At 57.2% G+C, this 14,915-nt stretch carries 8 protein-coding genes; 3 read left to right on the top strand and 5 right to left on the bottom strand.

The features are described 5' to 3' along the window. The first annotated feature begins 28 nt into the window (after positions 1-28). Complete coding sequence (gene asnB / locus V1279_RS09635) at positions 29-2,044, top strand: asparagine synthase (glutamine-hydrolyzing) (RefSeq protein WP_334434698.1); 2,016 nt, start codon at positions 29-31, stop codon at positions 2,042-2,044. A gap of 368 nt (positions 2,045-2,412) precedes the next feature. On the opposite strand, the gene wecB is transcribed toward asnB, so the two are convergent. The 3 genes from wecB to V1279_RS09650 all read right to left on the bottom strand — a co-directional run bounded on the left by wecB (position 2,413) and on the right by V1279_RS09650 (position 8,539). After that, on the bottom strand, positions 2,413-4,773 hold the full coding sequence (wecB, locus tag V1279_RS09640) for a non-hydrolyzing UDP-N-acetylglucosamine 2-epimerase (protein WP_334434700.1): 2,361 nt from the start codon (positions 4,771-4,773) through the stop codon (positions 2,413-2,415). 605 nt (positions 4,774-5,378) lie between these two features. Further along, the gene (locus tag V1279_RS09645) at positions 5,379-6,905 is read right to left on the bottom strand and encodes a lipopolysaccharide biosynthesis protein (protein WP_334434702.1); all 1,527 of its coding nucleotides are present in this window, start codon (positions 6,903-6,905) and stop codon (positions 5,379-5,381) included. Positions 6,906-7,405: 500 nt separating this feature from the next. Then, positions 7,406-8,539: a glycosyltransferase gene (locus tag V1279_RS09650; RefSeq protein WP_334434704.1), complete on the bottom strand. Its 1,134-nt coding sequence runs from the start codon at positions 8,537-8,539 to the stop codon at positions 7,406-7,408. 798 nt (positions 8,540-9,337) lie between these two features. On the opposite strand from V1279_RS09650, the gene V1279_RS09655 reads away from it, so the two are divergent. Continuing rightward, entirely contained in the window at positions 9,338-9,508 is a 171-nt protein-coding gene (locus V1279_RS09655; RefSeq protein ID WP_334434706.1) for a hypothetical protein, read from the top strand. Then, positions 9,505-10,443, top strand: coding sequence for a heparin lyase I family protein (locus V1279_RS09660; RefSeq protein WP_334434708.1), 939 nt, complete (start codon positions 9,505-9,507; stop codon positions 10,441-10,443). Before V1279_RS09655 ends, V1279_RS09660 begins: the two co-directional genes overlap by 4 nt. A gap of 314 nt (positions 10,444-10,757) precedes the next feature. On the opposite strand, the gene V1279_RS09665 is transcribed toward V1279_RS09660, so the two are convergent. Both V1279_RS09665 and V1279_RS09670 read right to left on the bottom strand, forming a co-directional pair. Further along, complete coding sequence (locus V1279_RS09665; protein ID WP_334434710.1) at positions 10,758-12,191, bottom strand: HlyD family type I secretion periplasmic adaptor subunit; 1,434 nt, start codon at positions 12,189-12,191, stop codon at positions 10,758-10,760. Further along, a complete protein-coding gene (locus tag V1279_RS09670) occupies positions 12,178-14,889 on the bottom strand; it encodes a type I secretion system permease/ATPase (protein ID WP_334434715.1) in 2,712 nt (903 codons plus the stop codon). Before V1279_RS09670 ends, V1279_RS09665 begins: the two co-directional genes overlap by 14 nt. Positions 14,890-14,915: the final 26 nt, after the last annotated feature.

Consider the following 14,915-nt stretch of genomic DNA (forward strand, 5'->3'; position numbering starts at 1 on the left):
AGCTGTTTCGACACGATAGCCAGCGCTAATGCGAGCGATCTTACCTGGGATACTGTTTTTCAGCCTTCTGGCGTTGTTCAGTTTGATTGATAGCTTAATCGCGACGGTCACCAGAACGAGGATTCGCGGACGATCGTCTAACTTTGTCCGGATAAGGCATTTAGCGATGTGTGGGATATTTGGATGGGTTCTTGGGGCCGCGAAGGACGAGGATCGCGAGACTCTTATCAGCCTTACGGATTTGATGTTTCATCGGGGGCCGGACGGCTCCGGCTACTGGCTTCACAAGACGCTTGATGAGCAGTTTCAAATCGGCTTCGGACACCGCCGGCTTTCGATCATTGACATCGGTGGCGGCGCCCAACCAATGTCGAGTGAGGATGGCCGATTCACGCTAATCTTCAACGGCGAGATCTACAATTACATTGAACTGCGACAGGAGCTCGTTGCCCTTGGCCACCGGTTTCGCACGAACTCGGATACCGAGGTGCTCATTGAAGCATATCGCGCCTGGCAACTCAACGCAGTACCTAGATTTCGCGGCATGTTCGGCTTTGCGCTGTGGGATGAAGAAGATCAGCGGCTGATACTTGCCCGGGATGCCTTTGGCAAAAAGCCACTGTTTCTTGCCGAGCTGCAGGGTGTTCTTCTCTTCGGCTCAGAGATTGAGCCGCTCGTTCAGTTTCCGGGCTTTAACCGAGCTTTCGATCGCGAAGCACTCGGTCATTATCTTCTTAATCGCTATGTTCCGGGGCCTTCCACGTTCTTCCGCGCGGTGAAGAAGCTGCAGCCTGGTCACTATGCTGTATGGCAAAGTGGAGCGCTGAGAACGACACGCTATTTTTCGCCGCCGTTTGCGACGACAGCGCCGGACGTTAAGTCCTTCGATGATGCAATTCGCTTGTTCCAAGGGACATTCGACGAGGCCGTTCGAATCCGCATGCGCAGCGACGCGCCATTCGGCGCCTATCTTTCGGGTGGCATTGACTCGTCGGCGGTCGTGGCAACCATGGTCAAGCACAGCGCGGCTCCTGTACGAACCTTCTCAGTAGGCTTTCGGGAATCGGTATACTCGGAGCTCGATCATGCGCGTGTGATTTCTGATCAGTTTGGCACAATTCACAATGAGCTGTTCGTCGAGCCTAGCAGCTTCATGAAGCATTGGCCAACCGCCGTCTTGCGGCGTGGTGCCCCAGTCAGCGAAACATCTGACATCCCGATCTTTCTGCTTTCTGAGATGGCCTCTAGCAGCGTGAAGATGGTACTCACCGGAGAAGGGTCCGACGAGCTGATGGGGGGATATCCGAAGCATCGGGCTGAGCAATGGATAGGTTTGTACCAATGGCTGATGCCACGCCTCTTGCACGAGCGGCTGATCTATCCGCTGGTGCGGTCCTTGCCTTACGGGATGAGGCGCGCAAAGGTTCTTGCGTTGGCCGCGGGCGAGCGCGACCTTGTGAACCGCATGCGCGCGTGGTTCGGCGGCACTTCGGTTGCTGAAGCTGAGGCGATACTAGGCCGGCCCTTGTCGGCAACGCCGCCGGACGTCTATCCATACTCGTCTGGGATCAAATCTAGTCTGCGGCGTACATTATTCTTCGACCAAACATCCTGGCTACCAGATGATCTATTGGAACGAGGCGATCGGATGATGATGGCGGGGTCGATCGAGGGCCGGATGCCCTTTATGGATACGATGCTGGCCGGCGTCGTCGCGCGCTTCCCGGACGAATTTCTGACGGGAGGCAAGGGCGGTAAGACTGTGCTGCGCGCGGCAATGGACAAGATCCTTCCAGCGGAAATCGTGCGGCGGAAGAAAGTCGGATTCCGAGTGCCAATCGGAGAATGGTTTAGAGGCCCTTATCGTGATTTCATCCAGGACATGCTGGTGAGCGAAACTTCTAACCTAGCACAAATAATAAACGCCCCTAAGCTTCGGCGGCTTGTTACAGAGCACCTTGACGGTCAACAGAACCACGAAAAAATGCTTTGGTCATTGCTGAATCTCGAACTCTTCTTGCGCACATTTAAGATTGCAACATGAAAATAGCCGGCTCTTGCTTTTGAATCCATTTGCGGACCCATACGAAGCCAGGGGCGATAGTTACAACTGCGTGAACCAGTCCTCTTTCGCTGATGGCGGCAATCTAACAATAGCCCGAGGCTTGACGGCTCGCAAAATCCCGAACTTTCAAACCCGAATCTCTCCGTCGGCGGCAGCTTCCGCCGCGACCTCAGGATTTGACCGGTGACAGGTATACATTCGCTGCCCGACTAATCAGAAACTGAAGATCAACGCGCGGATGCTCGCGAAGCTCGTGCCGGATGGCATCCATCATGCGATCGATCCCGCCTCGTCCTCCTTCGCCAGTGGGCGCGACCGCCACGACATTGAGCGACGACGCAGATTGCCTATGAAACTTGTCGAACGCCTGGCTGCGAGCGAGATCGTCCATCATTTGTGCGCCGCGATTGAGCTCCGATACGGGTTCTCCTAGCCCGAATAGCCACCGTCCGGCTTTGGGTCACCTCGGCGTCGGCGTTGATCAACTTTTCAAACGAAAGCAGCGGGGATACGAACTTCCTGGGCGTGTAGAACTTATGATTCGAGAGAATAACCAACACGTCCGCCCAGCCATCGACTTCTTCGATGGGAAAGAGCTCGAGGTCCCAATTCTTCACGAAGGGATCGTGGCAGCGGATTTCGTATCTTCTCGAGAGAAGCCTTGCGACCTCCAAAGCCGGAGTTTCGCGAGCATCGTCGACGTCCGGCTTATAACTCACTCCCAAAATTCCAATCTTCTTGGTGGACGGGGCGATCTTGTTTTGAATTCGCTCGGCGGTGCGCTTCGGCATCCCGTCGTTCAGTTCGCGCGCCGTTCTAATGAGATTCGGGCCGTCGCCGACGTCTTCGGTCAAAAACCACGGATCGATGGCGATGCAATGACCTCCGACTCCGATTCCCGGCTGCAGAATGTTGACGCGCGGATGCTTGTTCGCAAGCTTGATCGCAGCCGAGATGTCGAACCTGAATTTATCGGCAATCAGCGAGAATTCGTTCGCGAGCGCAATGTTGACGTCGCGGAACGTGTTTTCCATGAGCTTTACGCACTCAGCGGTCACGAGAGTCGTCCGGTGAATCGCGCCCTTCGTGAAGCTCGAATAGAGACGCGCTGCTCTTTGTGCTGCTTCCGGCGATGTGGCGCCAATGATGCGGTCGTTGTGCACGATCTCATGTAACGTGTTGCCGGGAATTGCGCGCTCCGGGCAATGCGCGACTTCGACTTTCAAATGTTTCGATTGCAGAATGGGAAGTACGATGTCTTCACAAGTTTTCGGTTTGATTGTCGATTCGATGATGAGGAGATTTCCATCTTTCATGACAGAAAGCAGGCTGTTCACAGCGGAAAGGACGAAGGACAAATCGCACTTCTTGTTTTTGTGTGGAGTCGGTACGGCCACAACGAAAACGTCCGCCGGCCCAGGCTTCGTATGAGCTTTGAAGTTCCCAGTCTTCAAAGCGTCCGTTAACAATTCCGCAATACCTTTCTCTTCAAACGAGCAGCGGCCGCTGTTGATCTCAGTCACTTTCTTCTCGCTGAGATCAACGCCTGTGACCTTTAGGCCCGCGTTAGCAAATAACAGGGACGTCGGAAGCCCCATGTAACCAAGGCCTACAACGCAAACGGTATCGTGCGTTTGCAGAACCGGCTTCACATGTTTGCCCATAATGACGTCGAGAATTCTCTCGGCGGTGCGGCCATCACCAAAGGGATTGGTCCAAGGTTTGATAGGGCGCTTGAGAGCCGCGACCATCGCGTCCGCGTTCCGGTGGACCAACACATTCGCCCCGAGATCGACGGTTTCGGGCCGTTCGGTGCTATCGCGTATCGTTACGCAAGGTACGCCGAGGATACAAGCTTCTTCCTGCACACCGCCAGAGTCCGTAATGACGGCCGTGCAATTCGAAAGCAAGTTCACGAAATCTGAATAGCCGACGGGCTCTGTCCAAGTCAGATTTGCAGGCAAATCTATCTTGCTTTCCTTAAGAACCTTCTGTGTGCGATAGTGGATCGGCCAGCATACGTTGCCAGGGATCTTCGTGATTAGTTGAATGAGTTCCTTCAGCGCGTCCGGATCATCGACGTTCGCGGCCCGGTGGGACGTGAGAAGGTAGTATTTCTTTTTCTGCAATCTCAGTTCAGATAGAATCTGGCTGCTTTTCTCCGCTTTAATTCGGTGGGAAAGTAAAGCGTCGACGATCGTGTTACCGACCTTGAAGATCTTTGACTCTGGCAGACCTTCTTTTGTGAGGTGATCGACCTGCAGCTCGGTGACCGCAAACAAATAGTCCGAAATATGATCGGCGATGATTCGGTTGCTTTCTTCGGGCATCGTTTGGTCAAATGAGCGCAACCCCGCCTCGATGTGTCCGACCTTGATATGGAGCTTGTGCGCCGCGAGTGCGCCGGCCACCACTGTGTTTGTATCTCCCTGAACGAGCAATACGTCAGGGTTCTCCGACACTAAGATCGGCTCAAGCTCGATCAATATGCGGCCAGTTTGGTTAGCGTGACCGCCGGAGCCGACATTCAAATTGTATTTCGGGGCGGGAAGATCGAGTTCCGAGAAAAAGATGGCATCGAGTTTCTCGGAGTAATGTTGCTTCGAATGGATGATGAAGTGGTTGAGCTTTCGCGTCTGGCATTCGCGAATGACCGGCGCCATCTTGATGATTTCCGGGCGAGTCCCAACGAGAATGGCGATTTTCATCTATCCTCCATGAGCGGATTGAGCACGACCATCTGAGGAGATCCGGTAAACTGCTGCTCTAGAAACGTGGCTGTCAGAGTTTCGATCTCAGTTCGCTCGCTGAGGGCCGCATGGTTCCAAACTCATAGCCCATGAGCATAGTCTTTGAACCGGTCCGCGGCTCGACCCTTTCGGATTACCCATTCTCGATCATGGGAGGAGTCCAGACCAGCCGGTCGCGGAGTGGTATAGACGCCCTCACAGTGATTTCGTACAGGACATGACTGCCGCGCTGGCTTAGGCGGGAGCAGAAACCATGTCGATCCGGAGAAAGGAGCCGAGTAAACGTGCTTCGTGCTCGCGATCTTCTGGTGACGTTGGGGATGTACTGGAAGTCGCGTTTGCGCGTCTGATAGCCGAGGGTGCGTCAGCGAACCTAAATCATCAATGCGATACGCGGTCACGAATACTGCAAAGATGGTAGATGCCAAGGTACGGGGACATCGCCGCTGTCCATCAACCAGCGCCGCGACAACCGCCTCCTGCATCGCCGCGTCGCATCGCCGACGCCGGCACCACCATCGCGGAGCCGTGCTGGATCAGCTCGAGCTGGAGCTTTGCAACTCTCATGCTCCTCTCCCGATCGATCGACGAAGTGGACTGAAGAGAGTCGAAATAATCTCACGGTCTCGATCGGTAAAGAGAAAAAGCCATGCCGCGCCAGCAAAAAGCGCGAGAAACACGGCCGCTTCAAATACCGTGAACAACAAGGTCCGGTCATCAATCGGCTTCAATAAAAGCCACACTATGCCTGCGGTTGTAACTGCTACCGCAGTCGCAGTCGCGACAGGCATTCCGACAATCCGAATACGAAACATGCTGATCACGACGGCGAAGCGGACGAGACTTATCGTTGCCATTGAAGCGAAGCTCGCCAGTGCAGCGCCAAATTGTCCAAAGATCGGCACCAGCACCCCGCAAGCAATCACCGATAGCAAGAATCCGCAGCCCAGAAGAATGGTCTCCCGGACGTGCCATCCAGTCATGGAAAGTGCAAATCCGCTGTAGCCGAATATGGTCTGCAGGAATATTCTTGCGGCGACGAGCGCAACTACGCTCGCATCGACCGCGAAGGAAGGCCCGAGCACCAGATCTATGCGATCGCCCCAAAAAAGAATGGCGGCAAATATGGGCGCCGAAACCAGTGTCATTCGACGAATGTTCTCGGCCAGAATATCTTCCATTGCGGCAAGATTGTTGTTCCGATAGCACAGCGCGACGCGAGGACCTAGGGTTTGCCCCAGAGCCTCCCCAATGAGACCGATCAGCTGCGCAATCATCAGGATGGCCGCATATTGGCCGACGTCCCTCGCGCTCCCAAAATAGCCAAGAAAGAGCGAGTCGGCGCTCCGGATCCAGACCACGAAGACCACCGAAGCGCACAAGCTCGGGGAATATAGAAAAACCGATCCGACGTCGGCCCAATCCCTTCGCTGAGGGGGGCCGCTACCAGCCAGGTCCTTGCGCGCCACCAAGGCCAGCACCGCCCAGGAAATAATGTAAGAGGCGCATGTCGCGACGACGATCGCCCACAACCGAAATCCAAGCACAAGCAGCAAGCCCATGATTATAAGGCGGATGGTGGGCTGCACCACGTAGTTCGCCAGCATGAAAGGTGCGGGATTCAACACTCCCCGATAGACCCCGCCCAACACCGCGATATCCGTTGCAAAAGGGAGCGCTATGAGCGTCACGAGAAGGACATTCGCGAAATCTGGATAGCGGTAGATCGACTGCTCGACATAGCTGCCCAGTCCGGCTGCCGCCAGCGCCGGGGGAATCATTGCAAGGCCGAATGTGAGGAGCCGGAAGAACGTCAGCTGTCTCAGTCGAACAGAAAGCCGTTCCGGTGCGGATCCCAAATGGCGTTGCAGCGCCAGATCCAGTCCGAGCGGACTAACAACGCTACAGCTTTCCAGAACACTACGCGCAACGTTGAACATACCATACTGAGTTGCCCCGATCATTCGCGCGATCACGATGCCTGCGACGAAACTTATGAATTTCGCGTAGGCGATTGACGAAGCGTTGAGCGGCGCTCCTTTCAGGAAGGAATAATAGGGAGCATCCCTTGTGGTCCGGCTTGCTTCCATAGTTGGAATATCCTTCCAGTTTCGACGCAGGTCAGGAACGATGCAGCTCGGTGAAGCGCCGCGAAATCTGAGCGGCGAGTACGGAGAACGGTCCCTCGACGGTGAGGGCAGCGATCCGTTTGACGTGCGCCGAGCGTCACCCCCACCTCGGAATTGGCCGACGGGTGCGGTTTTGGGAGAAGCAATTAGTTCCGGGCGGGCTATTTGTCATCGGGCATCTCTTTGAGTGTGCGTCGAATGGATGACAGGAGGGGCCGGGTCGAGATCACGCGGCCGGCCGGTTCCGCGGCAGGAGCCGCCATGACGACCGTGACCGTCTGGCGGCGATGAGTGCGGCGGAGGTGTTCACCGGCTAGTCGAGCCTGTGAGTAAGCGAGCTGGGCGCCGGCCTCGCATCTCAACTGAACGATGCATCTCAAGTGCGCCAGCCCTTCTGCTGGTCGTCGCCGCCATCATTTCATATTCCGCTCCGACTTCCATGCCAGCATTTGCAGCTCTCGTCAGAGCTCCTTCACTCGAATCGAGCGCGCCCTCCTATCCGCCACCTGCCGATAAAGGCAGAGATACGCGTTAGTCATCGTGTCGAGCGAGAATGCTGCTTCGATACGCCGGCGCCCTTCCATACCTAATTGATTAGCAAGCTCAGCGTTATTGAGGAGTTTAAGCACACGATCGGTCAAAACTCTGGCGTCGTAACTCGGCACAAGAAATCCCGTCTGTCCTTCCAGGACCAATTCAGGAGTGCCCCCTTCGTTTGTTGCTACGATTGGCTTACCCAACGCCATGCATTCGGTGATTGCGTTGGAAATACCCTCACCGTGTAGGCGGCTGTTGGTAACGAGAACTCCCACAGTGAAGAGATTAGCGATACTTTCTACATCTTTCCGCTGACCCAGAAACTTTATGCGCTGCGAATGTTCTGGTGGGACGCTATCGCGCACTCGCTGCAACGTTTCGCCGGCGCCGACAGCCAGAAACGTAACATCGTGCCTAAAACGGCAAATGCGGCATGCCATTTCGACAAAGGTTGCGTAATCTTTTCTGGGCGTGAAGTTCGCAACCATCCCGACGATGTGGGGTGTCGTGACTCCCAGAATGCTGCGAAGCTCTGCCTCATCCGTCAAGTTAGAGGCTCTCTCAGGATTGAACCCATTGTAGATACATAGACCTTTGCGCTCGGGAATACGGTAAGCAGCTAGGCCCGCGCGCGAATTGGCGACAACAATGTCTGAAAATGGGATAGTCAGCTTGCCCCCGAAGTACTGTTTGTTCCACAGCGCCATATGCGGCGGCGCGTCTCGCACAAAGCCATTAACGAAGCCTGTGCCGCACAGTCTTGCAACCGGGGCTGCATAAATGGAGCACATCAAGCTCCAAGAGTGAACGACATCTATTTTCAGTTTGGAGACCAGCTCGTACAAACTCTTGAAAAGGCGCAAATCTCGTTTACCTCTCCGAACGAGCTGGATGACCTGCGCGTGGTCACGGTCAATTTCGTAACGAACCTCCTCCTCGTCCGTAACCGCGACGAATGACTTTATGTCACGGTGAGCGCAAAGCCCCCTCAACAGTTCGACGATTTGTCGTTCTTTCCCTCCCGGGCCTAGATGGTCGGTAAGGTGCAATATACGCATTTCAACGCTCTCCCGCGTGGACTGATTCAGTCGAAGTCGCAACAAGGCGTTCAGCGCAAAGTTCAATGTCTAACCGCGTCCGATGTAAACCGCTTCTCATTTCTGGACGCCGTCTCAAATCTGTAGCAATGGGCGACCCAATGCAGCAGCGCATTCATAGATATCATCCGGTTTGACGGCTAATCGCTGAAAGCGCCCCCACCGGCTACGCGAAGCGATCGATTTGTATCACGGCGCGCGAACCATCCATCGATATGATCGACCCACTTAACGCCTGGGCCCGCTGGCAAAATTGACAGCTTGATGCGGACGATCCGGCTCATTGGATTTCGTTTCGCTTTCACAAGCCTTCTCTTTGTTTGACAACGTGGGAGTCATACATGTCCTTTAGGAAATCACTGTAAGGCCGTCGATACCATTCCCCAACCGGCAGGTCTGACCTACTCCTTCCGTCGTAACCCGAAAGGGTCCAAGCCGGGGACCGGTTCTAAGACTATGCTTTTCCGGTATGAGTTCGGATGCGGCGCAACAGACTAGGGCCTTCGCCGAGACCCGTAAGGACGTTTGCTGTTCACTGCCGATGGTCTCATCGTCTCGGGGCATGGTTAGTCGAGAATGCGGTCCGGCGTCCACTACTGCACGGTGATCCATGCGTTGAATTGTTGCGGGCCCCGGGCGAGCGAACAGATCGAAAATCTGGAAGCCAAGTTTCTAGGGCAGTCTACCGGAGACCTCCTCAGGTGGCTCATGGAGGATAGATGATAAAAATAGCCATTTTCGTCGCCCGGAAATACTCAAATGGCGCCGGTCATTCGCGAATGCCAAACCCGGAAGTGCGACTGCTTCATCATCCATTCGAAGCAACATCACTCCGAGAAACTCGACTTTTTCTCGAAACTCGATCTTCCCGCGCCGAGATACAATTTGAATGTCGGCTCCGGCGGTCGCGCGAATGAGGAATACAAATGATAATCGTACCAGGCTTTGCGTTCATCGTTGCCGTGGCTGCCAGCATAGTGAATATCTATGATGGATTAAGGAGCGCTACAACGACAGTGGATGCAGGTGGTTCCTGGAATTTTTTGGATGCACGCTTAGCCGGCGGTACTCGCAGCTTTGCTGGCCCGGATATGGCATACAATACGAGGGCAGCATCGCGATCTGTAAATCGAACAGTGGTCCCGTCGGTCATGTCGTTTTCGCCTACAGCGGACGGCGCCGGGCTGGTTGATATTGGCGGCGACCGTTACTGGGTGGAGACGGCGGGCAAGAGCTATAGCCTGACCAATCCTGACCCACAAACTCTGCGGTTCGAAATTCAAGCGGGTGATAAAGCCTCGTACGATTACGCAAACGGAGCAGCCTGTGATCGCTCCCAAATCGACGGTTCCGCCGGTGGACACATGCCGGTCGGTACTCCTGTCAACATAAACTATCAGTTTATGTTGGAGCCCAATGGGCCCAATGGCTCATTTACAAACACGGCACGATGGTTTGTCACCGGAGAAATGCAAAGCACCGCGTACGGGGCATCGCCTCCATTCGCGATCGAGCTTAAGGGCGACCATCTGCAGGTTGTCGCTCGCTATGTCCGGCCCGGTGGGAATCCCAGCAACGGGTCCAGCGATCTTAAAATGCTCACGCTTTGGACCGACCCCAATCCAATTCAAACCGGCCAGTATCATAATATTCAAATACAGACCAATGTGTCGAACAATAGCAGCGGGTATCTGCAGGTTTCGGTCAATGGTACTCGAGTTGTGAGCTATCAAGGCCCCTTAGGATATGGGGCCCCCACCTATTGGATGTACGGACTCTATCGGTCGCCGACATCCGAGACTGTTGCCGCTAAATTTCGAAATATGACCCTAACAACGGGGGCTGATAGCTCGTCCGGCAAATAGCCGACGGAGTACCGCCGTGAGACCGGTCCGATGCATGCCGTGCAAAAGTCCATGACTTGCGATTCGAGGCGTTGGCAAAATAATCCGGATTTGACCGCTCGAGTCAAACGCCGTCCAGCAGTCGGCTGGCTGAGGGCAAGCCGGATCAGACGATGCCGATCCCGCGATACGACTTGTGGTCTCGCTTGATCCCGATCGTAAGTCCCGACATCTGGCACGGCCGTGGTGGGATGGCGTATCCCGCGCACACCAACTCACTCGCCACGGTCCGTCTCCGGTTGACTGCAATGCTCGTCGCTGGCGTTGAGCTTCGTCTACCGCTCCCGCAAGGACTCCTGCTTGTATCGTGCCAGCGGCGAGAGGAGGTAGCTGATGATGGTTCGCGAGCCCGTCTTGATTTCGACCGTCACGGCCATTCCCGGCCCAAGCTTGACGAGCTTCTCATCTACCTGCATGGCTGCGCGGTCGAGCGAAACGCGAGCGGCATACTCCAGCTCCTGACCTTTCGGCTCGCTGCTGCTCGTCGCCGCGCCCATAGCCCGGTCATTCGAAGCGCCCTGTTGCCTGTCGCGGGTGATAGCGTCGGAGGAAACGCTGAGCACTTCACCATGAAGAAGCCCATAGCGCGTGAAGTTGAACGTATCGACCTTGATCTCCGCTTTTTGTCCCGGATGCACGAATCCGATGTCGCGGTTGGAAAGCATGGCCTCGATCTCGAGCTGGCTTTCGCTCGGAACCAGCACGGCGAGCGCCTGAGCGGGCGTCACCACGCCTCCGACGGTATGAACGGCGAGCTGCTGCACGACGCCATCGACGGGCGCGCTCAAACGCTGGAGTTTCGTGCGCCGCTCTGCCTTGATCACCTCCTGCGCGGCGCTCGCAGCCTTCTGTTCCGCTTTGGCTAGAGCGTCATAGGTCAGGCGCCGATACTCCGCGGCGGTCCTTTCCCTGGTTTCCTTCAGCAATGCAAAGGCTGCATCGGCTTCGCGTAGCCGGCTGTGTTGCAGGACGAGGTCCTGCTGAAGGCCGACTAGTTCCTGATATTCGGAGAGGTAGAGGACCTTTGAAGCCAGCGCCTTGTCGACCAGATTCTTGCGGATGTCCACGCGCTCCTGCAGCACCGGTATCGTCGCCTGCAGCTTCGCGACGCTCGCCGAAGTGGTTGCCCGTTCCGCCTCCTTCTGACCCTGTTGGCGTTCGATCTCGGCGAGCTTGGCGTTCTGCTCGGCGCGCTGGCTGATCAGGAACTGGCGATGCATCTCGACCTCCGCGGCGCTGGCGCTCTGCGGCGGCCGGAACGCGGCAAGCGGATCCTCCGCAAGCCCGGCGCGCAGTCGGGCCACATCGAGCTCGGCCGCGATGAGATCGCTCTTCTGGCGTTCGTTGTCGGCTTCCGTCATCGTCGGATCGAGTTCGATAAGAACGTCGCCGGCTTTTACGGTCTGCCCGTCGCGGACGTGGATGGCGCGGACGACACCCGTCTCGAACGGCTGGATCAGCTTGGTGCGCCCGCCCGGCACGATCTTGCCGGTTGCGGAGGCGACGATATCGACGCTGCCGAGCGACGCCCACAGTAGTGCGATGCAGAAGATCGCGATGATGCTCGCGCCGATCGCCCGTCCAATCGGCGACGGCGGCGTTTCAGTGATCTCGAGCGCTGCCGGCAGGAACGCGATTTCCTGCTCGCGACGGCGGGCCGGGACCGGGGCTTTCGGAAACGGGACGATATTTCGGCTAGCGGACGTCATGGATACCGGCCTGCAGATAGTGGAGGTTTGCGTAACGCCCGTTCGTGCGGATCAGCTCATCATGGCTGCCGTCCTCGACAATGCGGCCATGCTCGATGGTGATGATCCGGTTCGCATTGCGCACGGTCGAGAGCCGATGGGCGATCACGAACACGGTTCGCCCGGCAGCAATTCGCTTCATGTTCTGCTGGATGGCACGCTCGCTTTCGTAGTCGAGCGCGCTAGTCGCTTCATCGAGGATGAGGATGCGCGGGTCGGTAATGAGTGCGCGCGCAATCGCAACACGCTGGCGTTGCCCGCCGGACAGGCTGCTGCCGCGTTCGCCGACGATGGTGTCGTAACCCTCGGGCAGTTCCAGGATGAAGTCGTGAGCGCCGGCGAGCGATGCCGCTTCGATAACGCGCTCCATCGGCATGGCCGGGTCGGCCAGCGCGATGTTCTCGCGGATCGAACGGTTGAACAGCACGTTCTCCTGCAGGACGACGCCGATCTGGCGCCGCAGCCAGCTCAGATCGACCATCGCGAGATCGACGCCGTCGATCAGCACCCGTCCGCTCCCCGGCACATAGAGACGCTGGACCAGCTTGGTGATCGTGCTCTTGCCCGAGCCCGACGAGCCAACGATGCCGATGATCTGGCCGGGTTGGACGGTGAATGATACGTTGTGGAGCACCTCCGGACCGTCGATGCGATAGCGGAACGTCGCATGCTCGAACGTGACCTGCCCGCGGATCGGCGGCAGTGCGGCACGGCCCGGACTAAAGCTCGGCTCCGGCATGGTGTTGAGGATGTCACCGAGGCGAGCGATCGACAGACGGGCCTGATGGAAGTCCTGCCACATCTGGGCGAGACGGAGCACCGGCATGCTCACGCGTCCGGCCAGCATGTTGAACGCGACGAGCTCGCCGACGGTGAGATCGCCACCGATCACAAGTCTGGCGCCGAAGTAAAGCGTTGCTGCGACGACCAACTTGTTGATCATCTGGACCGCCTGGCTCGCCGTATTGTTCAGGCTGAGCACGCGGAAGCTCGCGGCCACATAGCCGGCGAGTTGCTCCTCCCACCGGCGCTGCATCTGCGGTTCGACCGCCATGGCCTTCAGCGTCTCAACGCCGGTGACGCTCTCGACCAGGAACGCCTGGTTCTCGGATCCCCGGTTGAATTTCTCGTCGAGGCGCCGGCGAAACAACGGCGCAGCGCCCACGGAAATGCCGATGTAGAACGGGAATGAGGCCAGAACGATCAGCGTCAACGTCGTCGAGTAGTAGAACATCACCACAAGGAAGACGACGGTGAACAACAGATCGATGACGAGCGTAAGCGCCGAGCTCGTCAGGAACTGACGGATATTCTCCAGCTCGCGGACGCGTGCGACCGAATCGCCGACCCGGCGAGCCTGGAAATATGCGATCGGCAACGCCATCAGGTGACGAAACAGCCGGGCGCCGAGCTCGACGTCGATGCGGTTCGTGGTGTGCGCAAACAGATAGACCCGGAGCGTTTCGAGAACGGCCTCAAACACCGTCAGCGCTACAAGACCTATGATCAGGACGTCGAGCGTACTCATGCTTCGATGCACAAGCACCTTGTCGATGACCACCTGGAAAAACAGCGGTGAGATGAGGGCGAAGATCTGCAGGAAGAACGACGCGACCAGAACCTCGCCGAGAAGACGGCGATACTTGTGGACCGCGCCGACAAACCAGCCGATATCGAACCGGCGGGAGAGATCGGTCAGGGACGCGCGTCGCGCCATCAGGATGATGTCGCCGTCCCAGATCGCCTCGAGCTCGGCCCGCGTCATTGCTTCGGGCTGGGGAGACAATGGACGCTGAACCAGAAGCTTGTCGTCGACGACCTTGCCCAGGATCAGGAAGCCGCCGTCGCGCAGCAGGGCGATTCCCGGCAGCGGAGTAACTGCAAGTCTGCTCCAACTTGTCTTCTGTGCCCGCGCCTTGAGCCCGAATTCCTTGGCAACGCGCAGGATCTCGGTAACACCGACCCGCGCCGCGCCCATGCGATGTCGGATCTGGCCCGGGTCGGCGGCAATGCCATGGCAGCGCAACAGAATCGCCACCGCCACGAGCCCGGACTCGTCGCCGCTCTCAGGTTCGGTGCTCACAATCTCGGAGTCGGATATGGCCGGCTGGGCCGCCGTATTGTTTCGTTCGCCGAAGCGCGCACCCATCAATGTATCGCGGGCACGCATCATGGTATCGCGGACGTGCATCAAGGTTTCGCTGGCGTGTCCAACCAGCTCACGTCCGAGGACAGTCACGTCGGCAACGGCACGAAGAACCCGATTGGCGACGTTTTGCGATCCAGTGAGGATCAAACGGCCGTCCCAGATCTCCTCGAATTCCGTGCGCGTCATCAGCTCTGGGCGCGACGCGGTCGGATGCAGCACGAGTGCCCCGTTGTCGTCGACCTTGCCGAGAAGCAGAAATCCGCCATCACGCAGCGATGCGATTCCAGGCAGCTGGAGACTCGCAAGTCGCGTCCAATGCGTTGTTCGCGAACGGACCTCGACTCCGAACCGCCGCGCGCAACGAAGCAGGGCGCGGATACCTATTGTACTGCTTCCACAGCTTTCGCGGAGCTGGTCCGGCTCGGCTTGGACGCCATGAAGGCGCAGAAACAGAGCCAAGGCTCGAAGCCCGTGGTCTGCGGCGTGGGCATTCCCATTCTGGATCGCCATAATGTTTTAACTCAACCCTTCGCGGC

Source organism: Bradyrhizobium sp. AZCC 1610, assembly GCF_036924515.1.
Lineage (GTDB): Bacteria > Pseudomonadota > Alphaproteobacteria > Rhizobiales > Xanthobacteraceae > Bradyrhizobium.

Bases quoted from the DNA above. Each gene is read 5' to 3' on its own strand.
- asnB (WP_334434698.1), top strand. From the start codon at position 29: ATGCGAGCGATCTTACCTGGGATACTGTTTTTCAGCCTTCTGGCGTTG.
- V1279_RS09670 (WP_334434715.1), bottom strand. From the start codon at position 14,889: ATGGCGATCCAGAATGGGAATGCCCACGCCGCAGACCACGGGCTTCGA.
- V1279_RS09665 (WP_334434710.1), bottom strand. From the start codon at position 12,191: ATGACGTCCGCTAGCCGAAATATCGTCCCGTTTCCGAAAGCCCCGGTC.
- V1279_RS09660 (WP_334434708.1), top strand. From the start codon at position 9,505: ATGATAATCGTACCAGGCTTTGCGTTCATCGTTGCCGTGGCTGCCAGC.
- wecB (WP_334434700.1), bottom strand. From the start codon at position 4,773: ATGAAAATCGCCATTCTCGTTGGGACTCGCCCGGAAATCATCAAGATG.
- V1279_RS09655 (WP_334434706.1), top strand. From the start codon at position 9,338: ATGGCGCCGGTCATTCGCGAATGCCAAACCCGGAAGTGCGACTGCTTC.
- V1279_RS09650 (WP_334434704.1), bottom strand. From the start codon at position 8,539: ATGCGTATATTGCACCTTACCGACCATCTAGGCCCGGGAGGGAAAGAA.
- V1279_RS09645 (WP_334434702.1), bottom strand. From the start codon at position 6,905: ATGGAAGCAAGCCGGACCACAAGGGATGCTCCCTATTATTCCTTCCTG.